The following is a 17501-nucleotide window of genomic DNA, read 5'->3' as shown; positions in this document are numbered from 1 at the left end:
GGACCGCGACGTCCCGTACTGAAACTGCAGGTCAGGTTGCTTTCAGCAGGGCCGACGCGCCTTCACGCGTTGCTGGCCCGGAAACAGGTCGAGCAGTTGACGAAGACCAGGAAACACCAGGTCAGGCGTCCTTCTTCACCGGCTCCAGAATCGCCACGCACTCCACGTGGTGCGTCATCGGAAACAGGTCGAAGGCGCGCAAGGTCCTCACCTTGTAGCCGCCCTCCTTGAAGTACGCGATGTCGCGCGCCAGGGCCGCCGGGTCGCAGGCCACGTAGGCGATCCGGCGTGCTCCCAGGCCCGCGAGGTGCTTGACCGTCTGCTTGCCGGCGCCCGCGCGCGGCGGGTCCAGGACGATCAGGTCGACCTCGGTGATCCGTGTGCGCGGGAGGACCGTCTCGACCTTGCCCTGTTCGATGCGGACGCGGTCGTAGTCCTGGAGGTTGTGGCGGGCGTCCTCCACCGCGCGCTTGCCCGACTCGATGCCGAGGACCGCGCCCTGGTCGCCGACCCGGTCGGCGATCGCACCGGCGAAGAGGCCGACGCCGCAGTAGAGGTCGAGGGCGGTGTCGCCCTTGCGCGGCATCAGGCCCTGCATGACGGCGAGGACCAGCGTCTGGGCCGCCTTCGGGTGGACCTGCCAGAAGCCGCCGTTGCCCACGCGGTACGTGCGGTCGTCGGCGCGCTCGCGGACGAAGGGGCGGCCGTGGACCCGGTGCACTCCCCCGTCGTGCTCCTCGACGCGCAGTACGGAGACCGGCTTGTCCAGCTCCACCAGCGGCAGGCGCGCGCCGGGCCTGGGGGCCAGGATCACCTGGCGGTCACCCGATCCCGAGGCGGCGATCGCCTCGATCGAGGCCATGCCCTCCCAGCTGCGCTTCTCGATGCCCAGCTCGGAGACCCCGGCGGCGGCGATCATGCAGTGGTCGATCACCTCGACATCGTGCGAGCGGTGCTTGCGCAGGCCCGCGTTCCCCTCCGCGTCCACGGCGTACTGGACGCGGGTGCGCCACTGCGGCACCTCGCCCGCCGGGAGCTTGTCGCCCTCGGCCGGCATCACGGTGCCGTCCCAGCCGGCCTCCTCGGGAGTGAGCCCGGCCAGGCGCTGCAGCTGCTCCGCGATGACCTCGCCCTTCAGGCGACGCTGCGCGCCCGGCTTGGCGTGCTGCCAGTCGCAGCCGCCGCACTTGCCGGGGCCCGCGAACGGGCAGGGCGCCTCGACGCGGTCCTTGGAGGCCTCGAGCACGGTGACGGCGTCGGCGCGCAGGAAGCGCGAGGTCTCCTCGCCCTCCGTCACGCGGGCGACGATCCGCTCGCCGGGCAGGGCGTGGCGTACGAAGAGGACACGGCCCTCCTCGGTGCGGGCAATGCAGTGGCCGCCGTGCGCGACGGGGCCGACCTCGACCTCGTACTCCTCCCCGACCAACGAAGAAACAGGTGCGTTCTGCATGACGGGGGGACTCCAGAGAAAGAGAGCGGTGGGCTGCCGCGGGGCGGCAGCCCACCAGTCTACGTGTCCGCGAGGGTCCGGCACGCCCTGCCTCGTGACACCTCGGAACGACACGCCTCGGACCGGCCCCGCGCGGTGGGGCCGCGCGGGCGGGACCGTAAGCCGCTCCGCCCCTCAGCTCTTCGCCGTCGGTTCCTTCGGGCGCTTCTCGACCGGGCCGCGGCGCACGGAGCCCGGCGCGTTCCAGTCCTGGCGCTTCCCGGCCCGCTTCTTCGCCGCCTCGGAGGACCGCAGCTGGTACGGCACCGAGGTGACCATCACGCCCGGCGTGAACAGCAGCCGCCCCTTGAGCCGCAGCGCGCTCTGGTTGTGCAGCAGGTGCTCGTACCAGTGGCCCACGACGTACTCGGGGATGTAGACCGAGACGGCGTCGCGCGGGCTCTCGCGGCGGATGCTCTTCACGTAGTCGATGACGGGCCGGGTGATCTCGCGGTACGGCGAGTCGAGGATCTTCAGCGGGACGTTGATGCCGCGCCGTTCCCACTCCTCCTTCAGCGCCTTCGTCTCCGCCGGGTCGACGTTGACGCTCAGCGCCTCCAGCTCGCTGGCGTGCAGCAGCTTGGCGTAGGCGAGCGCCCGCAGGGTCGGCTTGTGCAGCTTGGAGACCAGGACGACGGAACGGACCCGCGAGGGGCGTACGTACTCGTCGGGGCGCTCCTCGGCGGCCGCGATCTCCGCGGAGACGGAGTCGTAGTGCTTCCGGATCGCGGTCATCGTGCCGTAGAAGATCACCATGCCGAGCAGTGCGACCCAGGCGCCGTGGGTGAACTTGGTCGCCAGGACGACGACCAGGACCAGGCCGGTGAAGAAGGCGCCGAAGGCGTTGATCGCGCGCGAGCGGATCATGTGGCGGCGCTTCGCCTGGTCCTTCTCCGTCCTCAGGTGACGGTTCCAGTGCCGGACCATGCCGGTCTGGCTGAGGGTGAAGGAGACGAAGACGCCGACGATGTACAGCTGGATCAGCTTCGTCGAGTCGGCGCCGTACACCCACACGAGCAGCGCGGCCGCGCCGGCGAGGAGCACGATGCCGTTGGAGAACGCGAGGCGGTCGCCGCGGGTGTGCAGCTGGCGCGGCAGGTACCGGTCCTGGGCGAGGATCGAGCCGAGGAGCGGGAAGCCGTTGTACGCCGTGTTGGCGGCCAGGAAGAGGACGAGCGCCGTGGCCGCGGCGAGGACCACGAAGAGGAAGGTGCCGTCGCCGAAGACGGCCGCCGCGACCTGCGAGATGACCGGGTCCTGGACGTAGCTCTCGCCGACCGGGACGCCGTTGAGCAGCAGGTCGTGGGCGGGCTTCTCGGCCATCCGTACGTCGGTGGCCATGGCGAGGAAGATGATGCCGCAGAACATCGTGACGGCCAGGCCGCCCATGAGGGCGAGCGTGGTGGCGGCGTTCCGCGACTTCGGCTTGCGGAAGGCCGGGACGCCGTTGGAGATCGCCTCGACGCCGGTGAGGGCGGCACAGCCGGAGGAGAAGGCGCGCAGCAGCAGGAAGACCAGCGCGAAGCCGGCCAGGCCCTGGTGCTCGGGCTTGATCTCGAAGTCGGCGGTGGGGGCCTTCATCGTGTCGCCGAGGACGATGCCGCGGTAGGCGCCCCACGCGATCATGAGGAAGACGCCGGTGACGAAGACGTACGTCGGGATGGCGAAGAGGCTGCCCGACTCCCTCACCCCGCGCAGGTTCATGACGGTCAGCAGCACGATGACGGCGACCGCGCAGAGGACCTTGTGCTCCACGACGAACGGAATGGCCGAGCCGAGGTTCTCGATGCCGGAGGAGATGGAGACGGCGACGGTCAGGACGTAGTCGACGAGCAGGGCGCTGGCGACGGTGAGTCCGGCCTTCGGGCCGAGGTTGGTGTTGGCGACCTCGTAGTCACCGCCGCCGCTGGGGTACGCGTGCACGTTCTGGCGGTAGGAGGCGACGACCGTGAACATCAGGACGACGACCGCCAGGGCGATCCACGGGCTGAAGTGGTAGGCCGACAGACCGGCGATGGACAGGACCAGCAACACCTCGCCCGGTGCGTACGCCACCGAGGACAGAGGGTCGGAGGCGAAGACGGGGAGTGCGATGCGCTTCGGGAGGAGGGTCTCCCCGAGCCTGTCGCTGCGCAGGGCCCGCCCGATCAGGATCCGTTTGGGCACGTCGGTCAGTTTGGACACGGAGAGGATCGTAAGCGTTCGAAAAGCGCCATGCCCACCGGCACCCCCGATCCCCACGGAATCTCCGTGCGTACCACCTCGGATGAGGTCCCGGCCAGTGTTGCCGCATAAGCTCGGGTCGGACAGCACGGCAGGGCGCTGTCCGCCACGGCCCGGGCCAAGTCGGGTGAGGAAAGTTGTGAGCAGGGTGTTTTCGCAGGTCAGCAAGGCGATCAGGAGTGCGGGGTAAGGGGACGTGCACATCGTCATCATGGGCTGCGGGCGAGTGGGAGCCGCTCTCGCGCAGACCCTGGAGCAGCAGGGCCACACCGTCGCCGTCGTGGATCAGGACCCGACGGCTTTTCGCCGTCTCGGGTCCGCCTTCGGCGGTCGTCGGGTCACGGGCGTCGGGTTCGACCAGGACACACTGCGCGAGGCCGGCATCGAGGAGGCCGGAGCCTTCGCCGCGGTGAGCAGTGGTGACAACTCCAACATCATCGCCGCGCGGGTCGCGCGCGAGATGTTCGGCATCGAGAACGTGGCGGCCAGGATCTACGACCCCCGGCGCGCCGAGGTCTATCAGCGCCTGGGGATCCCCACGGTCGCGACGGTCCGCTGGACCGCCGACCAGATGCTGCGGCGGCTGCTGCCGTCCGGCGCGGAGCCGCTGTGGAGCGATCCGAGCGGTGGGGTGCAGCTCGCGGAGGTGCACACCTCGTCCGCGTGGATCGGCCACAAGGTGAGCAGGCTGCAGGACGAGACGGGGGTGCGCGTCGCGTTCCTCACCCGGCTGGGCGAGGCGATTCTCCCGACGTCGCAAACGGTGCTGCAGGAGGGCGACCTCGTGCACGTGATGATGCGTACGGACGAGATCGCGAAGGTCGAGGAGGCCTTCGCCGAGGGGCCTGAGGAGGGCGGTCACTGATGCGTGTCGCTATTGCGGGCGCGGGTGCGGTGGGCCGTTCCATCGCGGGCGAGCTGCTGGAGAACGGGCACGAGGTGCTGCTCGTCGACAAGGCGCCGACCGCCATCTCGGTGGAGCGGGTGCCGCAGGCGGAGTGGCTGCTCGCGGACGCGTGCGAGATCACGTCGCTGGACGAGGCGGCGCTGCAGCGCTGCAACGTGGTCATCGCGGCGACCGGTGACGACAAGGTGAACCTCGTCGTGTCGTTGCTCGCGAAGACCGAGTACGGCGTGCCGCGCGTGGTCGCCCGGGTGAACAACCCGAAGAACGAGTGGCTCTTCAACGAGTCCTGGGGCGTGGACGTCGCCGTGTCGACGCCGCGTCTGATGTCGGCCCTGGTGGAGGAGGCGGTGAGCGTCGGCGATCTGGTCCGGCTGCTGCGCTTCAGCCACGGCGACGCCAACCTGGTGGAGCTGACGCTGCCGCCGGAGTCGGCGATCGCGGGGACGTCGGTGGGCGACGTGGCCTGGCCGCAGGACACCTCTCTGGTCACGATCATCCGCGGTTCGCGCGTGCTCACGCCGAGCCCGGAGGAGACCCTGGAGGCGGGCGACGAACTCCTCTTCGTGGCCGCTCAGGCCCGCGAGGAGCAACTGGAGGACCTGCTGTCGGTCCGCCGCGGCGCCGAGGACACGCCGACCGACTGAACACGGCGTACGCCCCCGGCACGGCGCGTGCGACGGGGCGTGTGCGACACGGCGGTACGAGAAGGGCCCGGGCCTCTGATGAGGTCCGGGCCCTTCTCGTGACGCGGGGCGGGCGCCGCACGGGCCGGGAGCCGCACGGTCCGGGAGCCGTACAGGTCCCGTGCGGGCGCTCCTGTGGCGTGCGCCGACCCCCCTGTTACGCCTCCGGCTGCTGTGTCGCTGCCGCCTTGCGGGCCTTCTCGGCCTCCTCCTCCGCCTCCATCTCGGCGAAGACGTCGATCGGCGGCGGGGCCTTCGCGAGGAAGACCCACGTCAGATAGACGGCGAGCAGGAACGGCGGGATCTTGAGCGCCACCAGGACCCACCCGAACTGGGTCGTGTCGGCCCACCAGTACAGCGGGAAGAGGATGGCGCACTTGGCCAGCAGGATCAGGCCCCAGGCCCAGCTGGCCTTGGCGTACGCCTTCTTGCGTCCGGGGTTCCGGGTCCGCCAGGAGAGGTTCTCCTTGAACACCGGGCCGAGGATCAGGCCGATGAGGGGCACGCCCGCCAGCGTGGTGACGATGTAGGCGAGGGCGAGACCCAGGGTGTACAGCATGCCCGGGAGGTAGAAGTCCTTGGCGTTGCCGGTCATCATCGCGAAGACGACACCGATGGCGACGCCGAAGACGCCGCTGAAGGCGTGCTTCATCGTGTCCCGGCGGACCAGGCGGACGACCAGGAGGAGCACGGCGACCCCGAGCGCGGCGATGGCCGAGCTGTGCAGGTCCTTGTTGATCGTGAAGATCGTGACGAAGAGGAGTCCGGGCAGGACCGTCTCGACCATGCCCCGCACGCCGCCGAAGGCCTCGAACAGCGCGGCTTCGTTGACCTCGCGCGAGACCCGGGCCTGGGAGGCGGGCGCCTCGGGGGCCCGGGCGTCGTCGGAGGCCCGGGCGTCCTGATCCTGCGTCGGCTTGTCGAAGGACGTCACCGGCTACTCCTGTCCGAGCGGTCGGAGCTCGTATTTGGGGTTGAAGAGGACCCGCCGGCCGTGGCTCATGGAGATCCGGCCGGAGGCGATCAGCTTGCGGCCCGGCTCGATGCCCACGATGGACCGCCGGCCCAGCCACACCACGTCCAGCGGGGCCGTGCCGTCGAACAGCTCGGCCTCCAGGGCCGGCACACCGGCCCGCGGTCGCAGGGTGACCGTGCGCAACGTACCAGTCACCTTGACTATCTGGCGGTCGGAGCAGTCGCAGATGCGCGTGCACCCCGAAGCCGCGGTGTCCCCCTGGAGCTCTTCGGACTCCAGCTCCTCCTGCGAGGTGGACAGCCGGTCGAGCATCCTGCGGAAGCGCCCGGCCGGCTTCTCTGTTCGCGGTGCAGCACTCATACAGAAAGCGTACCGGCCCTCACGGACACGGGCCCCGGCCCTCCGTACGGCGGCCGATCCCGGCCGGATCAGTGCTCGAAGCGGTATCCCATGCCCGGTTCGGTGACGAAGTGCCGGGGGTGGGAGGGGTCCGCCTCCAGCTTGCGCCGCAGCTGGGCCATGTAGACCCGCAGATAGTTGGTCTCGGTGCCGTACGACGGCCCCCAGACCTCCTGGAGGAGCTGCTTCTGGCTGACCAGGCGGCCGCTGTTGCGGACCAGCACCTCCAGGAGGTGCCACTCGGTGGGGGTGAGGCGGACGTCCTTGCCGTCCCGGTGGACCTTCTTCGCGGCCAGGTCGACCGTGAAGCCGGCGGTCTCGACGACCACGGCCCCGTCCTCGGCGCCGCCGACCGGCTCGGCCCGGCGGACCGCGGCGCGCAGCCGGGCCAGCAGCTCGTCCATCCCGAAGGGTTTGGTGACGTAGTCGTCGGCGCCCGCGTCGAGCGCCTCGACCTTCTCGTCGGAGGTCTGGCGCGCCGAGAGGACGAGGATCGGCACGCGGGTCCAGCCGCGCAGTCCTCTGATGACCTCGACGCCGTCGATGTCGGGCAGCCCGAGGTCGAGGACGACCACGTCGGGATGGCGTTCGGCGGCGAGCCGGAGGGCGGTGGCTCCGTCGGGTGCGGCGTCCACCTCGTACTTCCGTGCCCGGAGGTTGATCACCAGCGCGCGGACGATCTGCGGCTCGTCGTCGACGACGAGGACCCGGGTCATCGAAGGGTTCCTTCTCTCTTCTGCGGCGGGGGCGTACGGGAAGCCGGGCCCCTCGTGGGTCGGGTCAGGAGGTGAGGCGGGCGGGGAGCCCGGCGGTCGGCGGCGGCTCCTCGGCCCTCCGTACGGCCTTGAGCGTGAGCGTCATGGTGAGGCCGCCGCCGGGGGTGTCCTCGGCGGTGAGCGTGCCGCCCATGGCCTCCACGAAGCCGCGGGCCACCGCGAGACCCAGGCCGACCCCGGAACCGCGCGGGGCGTCGCCGAAGCGCTGGAACGGTTCGAAGATGCCGTCCTTGCTCTCGTCCGGCACCCCGGGTCCGCGGTCGGCGACCCTGAGCTCCACCCGGTCGGCCAGCGCGCTGGCAGCGACGGTCACCGGCACGTCGGGCGGGCTGTACTTCACCGCGTTCTCGACGATGTTGGCCACCGCCCGCTCCAGGAGCCCCGTGTCGACGTCGACCATCGGCAGGCTCTCCGGGATGTCGAGCTCGGCGCTGCCGTCGGGGACGCCGCCGAGGGCCATCGGCACGACCTCGTCCAGGTCGACGGCCCGGATCAGCGGGGTGACGGTCCCGGTCTGGAGCCGCGACATGTCGAGGAGGTTGCCCACGAGGTGGTCGAGGCGGTCGGACCCCTCCTCGATGCCGGCGAGCAGCTCCGCCCGGTCCTCCTCGGACCAGTCGACGTCGTCGGAGCGCAGGGAGGAGACCGCCGCCTTGATCCCGGCGAGGGGGGTGCGCAGGTCATGGCTGACCGCGGCGAGGAGCGAGGTGCGGATCTTGTTGCCCTCGGCCAGCTTGCGGGCTTCCTCGGCCTCTCCGACGAGCCGCCGGCGGTCCAGTACCACCGCCGCCTGCGCGGCGAACGCGCCGAGCACGCGCCGGTCCTCGGCGGGCAGGGCCCGGCCGTTCAGGGCGAGCGCGAGGTGTTCGCCGACGGGCATGTCCACATCGGCCTCCTCGGGGCGGGCGGCGGGCGCCGCGCCCACGCTGCCCGCGCGCCGCCACGGCTCGACGTCGCTGTCCCGTTCCAGCAGGGCCACGGACTCCATGGAGAAGGTCTCCCTGACCCGCTCCAGCAGGGCGTCCAGGCTCGACTCCCCGCGCAGCACGCTCCCGGCGAGGTAGGACAGCACCTCGGACTCGGCGCGCAGCCTGGCGGCCTGGTGGGTGCGCCGGGCGGCCAGGTCGACCACCGACGCGACCGCCATGGCGACTCCGAAGAAGACGGCGATGGCGACGATGTTCTTGGGGTCGGCGATGGTCACCTTGTGCAGGGGCGGGGTGAAGAACCAGTTCAGCAGGAAGGAGCCGGCCGCCGCCGAGGCCAGGGAGGGGAGGAGTCCGCCGAGCAGGGCGGAGGCGACCGTGAGCGCGAGGAAGAGCAGCATGTCGTTGGCGAGACCGAGGTCGGCGTCGACATGAGTGAGGAGCAGGGCGAGCAGCACCGGCCCGGCGACGCCCACCACCCAGCCCCAGATGATGCGGGAGCGGCCGAGGCGGGCACCGCGGGCGACCGGAAGTCCGCGGCCCTTGGCGACGGACTCGTGGGTGACGATGTGGACGTCCAGGTCCGGCCCGGACTCGCGGGCGACGGTCTGGCCGACGCCGGGGCCGAAGACGTACTGCCACGTCTTGCGCCTGCTGGAGCCGAGGACGATCTGGGTGGCGTTGACGCCCCGGGCGAATTCGAGGAGGGCGGAGGGGATGTCGTCGCCTATGACGTGGTGGAACGTTCCGCCGAGGTCCTCGACCAGGGTGCGCTGGAGCGCCAGCTCCTTCGGCGAGGCGGCGGTGAGTCCGTCGCCGCGGGCGATGTAGACGGCGAGCACCTCCCCGCCGGCGCCCTTCTCGGCGAGCCGGGTGGCGCGCCGGATGAGGGTGCGGCCCTCGGGGCCGCCGGTGAGGCCGACGACGATCCGTTCACGGGCCTGCCAGGTCGAGCGGATGTTGTGCTCGCCCCGGTACTGCCGGAGGTACTCGTCGACCCGGTCGGCCGTCCACAGCAGGGCCAGCTCGCGCAGCGCGGTGAGGTTGCCGGGGCGGAAGTAGTGGGAGAGGGAGGCGTCGATCTTGTCGGGCGTGTAGATGTTGCCGTGGGCCATGCGCCGGCGCAGCGCCTCCGGCGACATGTCGACCAGTTCGATCTGGTCGGCGCGGCGGACCACCTCGTCGGGGACGGTCTCCCGCTGGCGGACCCCGGTGATCGACTCGACGACGTCGCCGAGCGACTCCAGATGCTGGATGTTGACGGTCGATATGACGTCGATCCCGGCGGCGAGCAGCTCCTCGACGTCCTGCCAGCGCTTGCCGTTGCGGGAGCCGGGGACGTTGGTGTGGGCGAGCTCGTCGACGAGGACGACGGCCGGTCTCCTGGCCAGGACCGCATCGACGTCCATCTCGGTGAAGGTGGTGTCCCGGTAGGCGAGGGAGCGGCGCGGGACGTGCTCCAGGCCGTGCAGCATCACTTCGGTACGCGGGCGGTCGTGGTGCTCGACGAACGCGACGACGCAGTCCGTGCCACGCTCGACGCGCCGGTGCGCCTCGGACAGCATCGCGTACGTCTTGCCGACGCCCGGTGCCGCACCGAGGTAGATCCGTAGCCTGCCGCGTCCCGCCATGGCTCGACCATACGTCCAGCGAAACGGGCATACCGTACGGGTCCCGGGGCCTCCGGGCCGTATTGACGGGACTTTGATGCGGCCGCCCGGGGGCCACGAGCAGCCCGCCCGGACGGGACGGGCGGCTCCCCCTGGGATCAGCGGGTGCCCGCGTGCCCCCGTACCTCTAGTGCTCGATGATCTCGCCGTCGTTCAGCTCCAGGACCCGGTCCGCCAGGCCCAGCAGCTGGGCGTCGTGGGTGGCCACCAGCGCGGTGACCCCCTCGCTCCGTACCACCGCCCGCAGCAGCTCCATCACCGCGAGGCCCGTCTCCGCGTCGAGCTGGCCGGTCGGCTCGTCGGCGACCAGCAGGGCCGGCCGGTTGGCGAGGGCGCGGGCGATCGCCACGCGCTGCTGCTGGCCGCCGGAGAGTTCGCCGGGGCGCTGGGCGGCGTGGTCCGCGAGACCGACGAGGGCGAGGAGGAGGGCGACCCGCTCCTCGCGCTCCTGAGGATCGGCCTTCCGCAGCCGCATCGGTACGCCGACGTTCTCGGCGGCGGTCAGGATCGGGATGAGCCCGAAGGACTGGAAGATGAAGCCGATACGGTCCCGGCGCAGCTCCAGGAGGCCGTTCTCGCCGAGGTCGGCCAGGTCCGTCCCGCCGACCGTGATGCGCCCGCCGTCGGGGGTGTCCAGGCCGCCGACCAGGTTGAGCAGCGTGGTCTTGCCGGAGCCCGAGCGGCCCTTGAGGGCGACGAGTTCGCCGCGCGGGATGTCGAAGGAGACCCCGCGCAGGGCGTGGACGGCCGCCTCGCCCGTACCGTACGAGCGGTGCAGGTCCTCGACCCGGACCATGGGGCCGCCGGTCGGGTCCTCGGCCACCGCCGTGCCGGACCGCGCGCTGCCGCTCCTGCTCTCGCTCATCCCTGGGACCCCCCGTCGTCGCACGTCCGTGCCGGACGTCTGCGCCCGCCAGTATGGGCCGCGCCACGCCCGGCGGGCCAGGGTTCACCGCCATCGGCGGATCTTCGTTCGAGGCGGCGGCCGCGTACGCGCACGGTGCGACGCCCCGCCGAGGCCCGTGTACGCGAACGGCCGGTGGCCCGGGCCGTACGCGGGGTACGGAGCGGGGCCACCGGCCGTCGTCCCGGGCCCGGTCCTTCGGATCGGGCCGCGGGGTGGGTCGGCGTCGTGCCGTCGGCGGTCGGCCGGCGGCACGTGGCGTCAGCGGACCTCGGTGATCTCCGGTCCGCGCTGGAGCTGGCCCATGCCTCCGGAGAAGCGCGAGCCTTCCTGGTCGTCCGTCTGGACGCCCTCGGGCACCATCTGGGCGTCGTTCGGCAGCTTCAGCACGATCGGGTCGCGCGGAGCCATCGGGCCCTCGCCGCGGACGACGACGGTGTCCCGGACGATCTGCTCCAGGAGGCCGGCCGCCTCGGGCTGCACCGCGCCCTGGCCGGAGATGACTCCGCGGAGGAACCAGCGGGGGCCGTCGACGCCCACGAAGCGCACCAGCTGCACACCGCCGGTGCCGTCCGGCAGCTGCACCGGGACCTGGGCCCGCAGCTCCCAGCCGAGGGGGCCCTCGACCTCGTCGATGACACCGCCCTGCTGGGTGATGCCGGAGGCGATCTCCTCGCGGACCTCGCCCCAGATGCCTTCCTTCTTCGGCGCGGCGAACGCCTGCAGCTGCACGGCGCTGTCACGCAGGACGACGGTGGCGGCGACGATCGCGTCTCCGGCCACCTCCACACGCAGCTCCATGCCCTCGACTCCGGGCACGAAGATGCCGCCGAGGTCGACCCGGCCGTCCTCCGGCTTGGAGACCTCGGAGATGTCCCACGGCCCGTCGGGCCGGGGAGCCGGCGGAAGATTCATCCGACGCGACCGTCCGGCCGCGTCCGTGCCGTCACGGGTTTCGACCTCGTCGACGACCTGCTCGGCCTCGCCCGCTGCGTCCTCAGCGGCACCGCTCTTCTTGCGACGTCCGAACACGTCACTGTCCTTCCCGGTCGGATACGACCGAAGCGTATCGATTCCCACCCGTTGTGCCGTCCACGGCGGCATGACCGCCGGTGGACCCGAAGCCCCCCTCGGCCCGCGCGGAGCCGGGAAGCTCCGCGACCTCGTGGAAGCGCACCTTCTCGACCTGCTGGACGACAAGTTGGGCAATCCGGTCGAACCGCTCGAACCGCACGCTCTCACGCGGGTCCAGATTGACCACGATCACCTTGATCTCTCCACGGTACCCGGCATCCACCGTCCCCGGGGCATTCACCAGCGCGATACCCAGCCGGGCGGCCAGTCCGGAGCGCGGGTGCACGAAGGCGGCGTAGCCGTCGGGGAGGGCGATGGAGATCCCGGTGGGGAGCACGGTCCGCTCCCCGGGGGGCAGGACGGCCTCCTCCGTGGTCACCAGGTCCACCCCGGCGTCACCGGGGTGGCCGTAGGCGGGGATCGGTACGTCCGGGTCCACGCGCCGGACGAGTACGTCGACAGGGTTACGCATCAGGGGTTCACCTCGAAGGCGCGGGCGCGCCGGACCTGGTCGGGGTCGGACATGGCCGCCTGGATCTCCTCCGGGCGTCCGTTGTCGATGAAGTGGTCGACCTTGACCTCGATGAAGAGGGCGTCGGCGCGGACCGCGACGGGGCCGCCGGGCCCGCCGATCCGGCCGGTGGCGGTCGAGTAGATCTTGCGCCCGTGCACGGCGGTGACCTCGGCCTCCAGGTGCAGCACCGTGCCGACCGGGACGGGCCGCGCGAAGTCGGTCTCCAGCCGGCCGGTGACGGCGATGACCCGGAGCAGCCAGTTCAGGGAGCCCAGGGTCTCGTCGAGCGCGGTGGCGAGGACGCCGCCGTGTGCGAGGCCGGGGGCGCCCTGGTGGTCGGGGGTCACGGTGAATTCCGCGGTGACGGTCACGCCCTCGCCGGCGCGGGCCGCGAGGTGGAGTCCGTGGGGCTGCCCGCCGCCGCACCCGAAGCAGTGCTCATAGTGCGCGCCGAGCAGCTCGCCGGGGGCGGGCGCGTCGGGGTGGCGTACCGGCGGTATGGCGTCGGCCGGCGGGGTGAGGGCGGCAGATGTTGCAGTCACAGGCGCAGACCTTACCCGCGCGGATGGGGGCGGGTCGCGCCGTGCCAAGCTAGGAGGTATGCAGCCTTCCGCACCGTCCTCCGCGCCGGGTTCCGCACCGTCCCCCTCGCCGTCGGCCACCCCGGGTTTCGACGAACGTCTGACCGCCCCCGCTTCCTGGTGGGTGATCGTGGCTCTGCTGGGGCTGTCGGGTGGTCTGGTGATGTTCCCGCTGGGCACGGTTCCGACGCTGGGCGGACTGATCGGGGCGGCCGCGCTGGCGGCCGTGGCCGTCTCCTCGTACGGCTCGGCCCGCGTCTGGGTCGTGGCGGGGTCGCTGGTCGCGGGCGACGCGCGGATCCCGGTGTCGGCGTTGGGCACGCCCGAGGCGCTGGACGCCGAGGAGGCGCGCGCGTGGCGGACGTACAAGTCCGATCCGCGCGCCTTCATGCTGCTGCGGAGCTACATCCCGACGGCGGTCCGGATCGAGATCACGGACCCGGCGGACCCGACGCCGTACGCCTATCTGTCCACCCGTGACCCGGAGGGCCTGATCGCGGCCCTGGAGGCCGTACGCGACGGGGGCACGCGGACGCGGGGCGCGGAGGAGCCGGCCGAGGACGCGGTCGCGACGGCCGAGGACGCCTAGACCGGGCGGGGGCCCTCTTCGCGAGGACGTCTGGATCGGTCGGGGCCTTCTCCGAGGGGCGCCGGACGCGGCGCCCTAGAACTCGATCTCCGTGGAGGGGTTCGCGGGCTGCTCCAACGGCGGCAGCCCCACCAGGGCATCCCAGGGCACCTGGCGCTGGCGCAGGTCCTTGCGGACGTGCTCGGCGAGCTTCTTGGTGTCGCGCCGGTTCATCACGGCTCCGACGGCGGCGCCGACCATGAACGGTGTCAGGTTCGGCAGATTGCGCACCATGCGCTTCATGATCTGCTGGCGCAGTTCGCGCTTGAGCTGACCGCCGAGCGCGGCGTTGACGGTGGTGGGCTTGGTGGGGTCGATGCCCCGCTCCTCCGCCCAGGAGGTCAGATAGGCCGCCGACCGCTGGGTGAGCGTGCCGGACGGTCGCACGCCGTAGACCTCGTGCAGCTCGGCGATGAGCTTCAGCTCGATCGCCGCGACTCCGGTGATCTCCGCGGCCAGCTCGGCCGGCATCGCGGGGGGTACGGGGAGCATGGCGGCGGCACCGATGCTCGCGCCGACGGTCGAGCTGGCGTTGGCCGCTCCCGCGACGAGCTTGTCGGCGATCTGTTCGGGGCCCAGCCCCGGGAAGTGGCGGCGCAGGGTCGCCAGGTCCCGCACGGGGACGCGCGGGGCGATGTCGATGATCCGGTCGGCGATGTAGCCGATGCCGGCCTTGGCGCTCTCGCCGCCGCGCTTCACGCCGCGTTTGACGGCGTCGATCCGCGCGCGGTCGAGTTTGACGCGCTCCAGCTGTACGCGCGCCGGATTGGCGACGCGCCTGACGGCGTCGAGACGCCTGTGGCGGGGCTCCTCCCGCTCCACCGGCACGGGAGCAGCTTCGAGCGAGGCCGAGGGGCCCCGCTCGTCGTCACGTGCGCCGAGGGAGGGCAGGAGGGCGGTGGGCTCGGCGTCGGGTGCGTGCTGGGCACCCTCGGCCCGGGCGGGGCCGCCCTGATCCGCCTCCGGCTTCCCATGAAGCCGGAAGCGTCGCTTCCGGGACGGTGTATCGCCTGCCACGGTCGGCCTGCCTCAGTCGCAGTCGCGGCAGATCGGCTGGCCGTTCTTCTCCCGAGCCAGCTGGCTGCGGTGGTGCACGAGGAAGCAGCTCATGCAGGTGAACTCGTCGGCCTGCTTGGGCAGGACCCGGACGGCGAGCTCTTCGTTCGAGAGGTCGGCGCCGGGCAGCTCCAGGCCTTCGGCGGCCTCGAACTCGTCGACGTCGACCGTCGAGGTCGACTTGTCGTTCCGGCGGGCCTTCAGTTCCTCAAGGCTGTCCGAATCGACGTCGTCGTCGGTCTTGCGTGGGGTGTCGTAATCCGTTGCCATGTCGCTCTCCCCCTCTGGGTGGTTGCGGTGTCTCCAGCGCACGTAACGCGTGAGAGGCCGGACTTGTGCCCGACCCGAGGCGGAGATTTTGCCTCACATCAAGGTCTGTTACTCAATCGACACCCAACCCGCCCTCTCACGAGTGATCGGCTTTGGGTGGCGAACGGGACCGTACACGGTCCACCTGCCGTCCTTCACGGGCGCCACCCCGTGTACTTCCCGTCATCAAGGGGCCCGGAAACCCGGACTTTTCCCGGTTTTCCGCGGGAATTCCCGATCACGGAGAGTGGAAAGACGGCTGTACGTACCTGTGATCGATCACACAGGGGCGTCTCACGGCCGGCCTCCGAAAATTCCGCGCACAGCGAACGGAAGCGGCAGGTACACGAAGTGTGTCAGATCGGGAGAGTGACGCGCATCACGAGACCACCGCCTTCACGAGGCTCCGCGATGATACGGCCGCCGTGGGCGCGCGCCACCGACCGGGCGATCGACAGGCCGAGCCCGACTCCCTTGTCGCTCCCCGTCCGCTCCTGGCGCAGGCGCCGGAAGGGCTCGAAGAGGTTGTCGATCTCGTACGCGGGAACGACAGGACCCGTGTTCGAGACCACGAGGACCGCCAGGCCGTGCTGGGTCTCGGTGGTGACCTCCACCCAGCCGTCGTCCGGCACGTTGTAGCGCACGGCGTTCTGGACCAGGTTCAGCGCGATCCGTTCGAGCAGGACGCCGTTGCCGTGGACGATGGCCGGCGCCCGCTCGCCACGGAACTCCACGCCCTTGGCCTCGGCCTCCGCGTGCACCTGGTCCATGGCCCGGGAGGCGACCTCGGCCAGGTCGACGGGCTTGCGCTCGATGATCTGGTTGTCGCTGCGGGCGAGCAGCAGCAGGCCCTCGACCAGCTGCTCGCTGCGTTCGTTGGTGGCGAGCAGGGTTTTGCCGAGCTGCTGGAGCTCGACCGGAGCGCCGGGGTCCGAGAGGTGGACCTCCAGGAGCGTGCGGTTGATCGCCAGCGGGGTGCGCAGCTCGTGCGAGGCGTTCGCCACGAACCGCTGCTGGGCGCTGAAGGCGCGCTCCAGGCGCTCCAGCATCTCGTCGAAGGTGTCGGCCAGCTCCTTGAGCTCGTCGTCGGGGCCGTCCAGCTCGATCCGGCGGGCCAGGTCCGACCCGGCCACCTGGCGGGCGGTCCGGGTGATCCGGCCGAGCGGGGACAGGACGCGTCCCGCCATGGCGTAGCCGAAGGCGAAGGCGATGATGCTCAGGCCGAGGAGAGCGAAGAGCGAGCGGCGCAGGAGGTCGTCCAGGGCGTGCTGGCGCTGTTCGTTGACGCAGGTGTTCATGGCCGCGTTGAACTCGGTGGCCGGGGCGTCGTTGGGGAAGTTGCAGACCTCGCTGGTGACCTTGCCCTGCACGATCTTGAACGGCAGCTCGCTGCCGATGTGCAGCGCCTGCGCGGCGAGGAGGTAGATGATCGACAGCAGCAGGATGCCGGCGATCAGGAACATCCCGCCGTACAGCAGCGTGAGCCTTATCCGGATCGTCGGGCGCAGCAGGGGCCTGACGGGGTCCCGGGGGTCCCAGGTCGGCTTCGGGGGCGCCTGTGGCGGCGCCGGGGTCGCGGCCACCGGGTCAGATCCGGTAGCCGGAGCCGGGGACGGTGACGATGACCGGGGGTTCGCCGAGCTTGCGGCGCAGCGTCATCACCGTGACCCGTACGACGTTCGTGAACGGGTCGGTGTTCTCGTCCCAGGCCTTCTCCAGGAGCTGCTCGGCCGAGACGACCGCTCCCTCGCTGCGCATGAGGACCTCCAGGACGGCGAACTCCTTCGGCGCGAGCTGGACCTCCTTGCCGTCGCGGAAGACCTCGCGGCGGTTGGGGTCGAGCTTGATGCCGGCCCGCTCCAGGACGGGCGGGAGCGGGACGGTCGTGCGCCGGCCGAGGGCGCGGACCCGCGCGGTCAGCTCGGTGAAGGCGAAGGGCTTCGGGAGGTAGTCGTCGGCGCCCAGCTCCAGGCCCTCGACCCGGTCGCTGACGTCGCCGGAGGCGGTGAGCATCAGGACCCGGGTGGGCATGCCGAGCTCGACGATCTTCCGGCAGACGTCGTCCCCGTGGACGAGCGGGAGGTCGCGGTCGAGGACGACGACGTCGTAGTCGTTCACCCCGATGCGCTCCAGGGCGGCGGCGCCGTCGTACACGACGTCGACGGCCATGGCCTCCCGGCGCAGTCCGGTGGCCACCGCATCGGCGAGCAGCTGCTCGTCCTCGACGACGAGTACGCGCACGTCGCAATTCCTTCCTGCCGGCCCTGGCGCGCATGGCGGACAGAGCGGTTCCTGAGCGTGGACTGTGGGTGTCCATCCTGCCCCGGACGCGCGTAAACCGGCTGTAAGGCGGGGTACAACCGGGTTCCGCACGGGCTCCGGCCGG

17 protein-coding genes are annotated in these 17501 nt (G+C 71.4%); 3 read left to right on the top strand and 14 right to left on the bottom strand.

The window, feature by feature from the left end; translation table 11 throughout:
- Window positions 1-121: 121 nt before the first annotated feature.
- Together ACFZBD_RS21225 and ACFZBD_RS21220 are read right to left on the bottom strand one after the other, a co-directional pair.
- Window positions 122-1450, bottom strand: a complete 1329-nt coding sequence (locus ACFZBD_RS21225) for a TRAM domain-containing protein (protein ID WP_391141530.1) — start codon at window positions 1448-1450, stop codon at window positions 122-124.
- 174 nt (window positions 1451-1624) lie between these two features.
- Window positions 1625-3673: an amino acid permease gene (locus ACFZBD_RS21220; RefSeq protein WP_391141528.1), complete on the bottom strand. Its 2049-nt coding sequence runs from the start codon at window positions 3671-3673 to the stop codon at window positions 1625-1627.
- A gap of 235 nt (window positions 3674-3908) precedes the next feature.
- Here ACFZBD_RS21220 and ACFZBD_RS21215 point away from each other — a divergent pair, with 235 nt between their 5' ends.
- Both ACFZBD_RS21215 and ACFZBD_RS21210 read left to right on the top strand, forming a co-directional pair.
- Window positions 3909-4577 carry an NAD-binding protein gene (locus ACFZBD_RS21215; RefSeq protein ID WP_391141526.1) on the top strand — a complete coding sequence of 223 codons (669 nt, stop codon included), beginning with the start codon at window positions 3909-3911 and terminating at the stop codon, window positions 4575-4577.
- Window positions 4577-5263, top strand: coding sequence for an NAD-binding protein (locus ACFZBD_RS21210; protein WP_391141523.1), 687 nt, complete (start codon window positions 4577-4579; stop codon window positions 5261-5263). Before ACFZBD_RS21215 ends, ACFZBD_RS21210 begins: the two co-directional genes overlap by 1 nt.
- Before the next feature lie 196 nt (window positions 5264-5459).
- On the opposite strand, the gene ACFZBD_RS21205 is transcribed toward ACFZBD_RS21210, so the two are convergent.
- The 8 genes from ACFZBD_RS21205 to ACFZBD_RS21170 form a co-directional block, all read right to left on the bottom strand.
- Entirely contained in the window at window positions 5460-6236 is a 777-nt protein-coding gene (locus tag ACFZBD_RS21205; RefSeq protein ID WP_391141520.1) for a DUF3159 domain-containing protein, read from the bottom strand.
- Between the two features lie 3 nt (window positions 6237-6239).
- The gene (locus tag ACFZBD_RS21200) at window positions 6240-6638 is read right to left on the bottom strand and encodes an OB-fold nucleic acid binding domain-containing protein (RefSeq protein WP_365713893.1); all 399 of its coding nucleotides are present in this window, start codon (window positions 6636-6638) and stop codon (window positions 6240-6242) included.
- Between the two features lie 68 nt (window positions 6639-6706).
- A complete protein-coding gene (locus ACFZBD_RS21195) occupies window positions 6707-7393 on the bottom strand; it encodes a response regulator (RefSeq protein WP_391141516.1) in 687 nt (228 codons plus the stop codon).
- 64 nt (window positions 7394-7457) lie between these two features.
- On the bottom strand, window positions 7458-10010 hold the full coding sequence (locus ACFZBD_RS21190; protein WP_391141514.1) for an ATP-binding protein: 2553 nt from the start codon (window positions 10008-10010) through the stop codon (window positions 7458-7460).
- Between the two features lie 166 nt (window positions 10011-10176).
- Window positions 10177-10914 carry an ATP-binding cassette domain-containing protein gene (locus tag ACFZBD_RS21185; RefSeq protein ID WP_391141511.1) on the bottom strand — a complete coding sequence of 246 codons (738 nt, stop codon included), beginning with the start codon at window positions 10912-10914 and terminating at the stop codon, window positions 10177-10179.
- Between the two features lie 300 nt (window positions 10915-11214).
- Window positions 11215-11985, bottom strand: coding sequence for a DUF3710 domain-containing protein (locus tag ACFZBD_RS21180; protein WP_391141508.1), 771 nt, complete (start codon window positions 11983-11985; stop codon window positions 11215-11217).
- 1 nt (window position 11986) lies between these two features.
- A complete protein-coding gene (gene dut / locus ACFZBD_RS21175; protein ID WP_391141505.1) occupies window positions 11987-12499 on the bottom strand; it encodes a dUTP diphosphatase in 513 nt (170 codons plus the stop codon).
- Complete coding sequence (locus ACFZBD_RS21170) at window positions 12499-13083, bottom strand: hotdog domain-containing protein (RefSeq protein WP_391141502.1); 585 nt, start codon at window positions 13081-13083, stop codon at window positions 12499-12501. Before ACFZBD_RS21170 ends, dut begins: the two co-directional genes overlap by 1 nt.
- Window positions 13084-13141: 58 nt before the next feature.
- On the opposite strand from ACFZBD_RS21170, the gene ACFZBD_RS21165 reads away from it, so the two are divergent.
- Window positions 13142-13711 carry a DUF3093 family protein gene (locus ACFZBD_RS21165; RefSeq protein ID WP_391141499.1) on the top strand — a complete coding sequence of 190 codons (570 nt, stop codon included), beginning with the start codon at window positions 13142-13144 and terminating at the stop codon, window positions 13709-13711.
- Window positions 13712-13786: 75 nt separating this feature from the next.
- Here ACFZBD_RS21165 and ACFZBD_RS21160 read toward each other — a convergent pair whose 3' ends face one another.
- From ACFZBD_RS21160 to ACFZBD_RS21145, 4 genes are all read right to left on the bottom strand, one after another.
- Entirely contained in the window at window positions 13787-14767 is a 981-nt protein-coding gene (locus ACFZBD_RS21160) for a hypothetical protein (protein ID WP_391141496.1), read from the bottom strand.
- A 12-nt stretch (window positions 14768-14779) separates the two neighbouring features.
- A complete protein-coding gene (locus ACFZBD_RS21155) occupies window positions 14780-15076 on the bottom strand; it encodes a DUF4193 domain-containing protein (RefSeq protein WP_003955561.1) in 297 nt (98 codons plus the stop codon).
- Window positions 15077-15471: 395 nt separating this feature from the next.
- Window positions 15472-16698 (bottom strand): ATP-binding protein, encoded by a 1227-nt coding sequence (locus ACFZBD_RS21150; protein ID WP_391141493.1) that lies wholly within the window; start codon window positions 16696-16698, stop codon window positions 15472-15474.
- A 4-nt stretch (window positions 16699-16702) separates the two neighbouring features.
- Window positions 16703-17356 (bottom strand): response regulator transcription factor, encoded by a 654-nt coding sequence (locus ACFZBD_RS21145; protein WP_132914883.1) that lies wholly within the window; start codon window positions 17354-17356, stop codon window positions 16703-16705.
- Window positions 17357-17501 lie beyond the last annotated feature (145 nt).

Origin of the sequence: Streptomyces sp. NPDC008121 (assembly GCF_042957155.1) — a bacterium.
GTDB lineage: Bacteria > Actinomycetota > Actinomycetes > Streptomycetales > Streptomycetaceae > Streptomyces.
The sequence above is the reverse complement of the archived record's forward strand: the minus strand, read 5'-3'. Positions and strand labels throughout refer to the sequence as shown.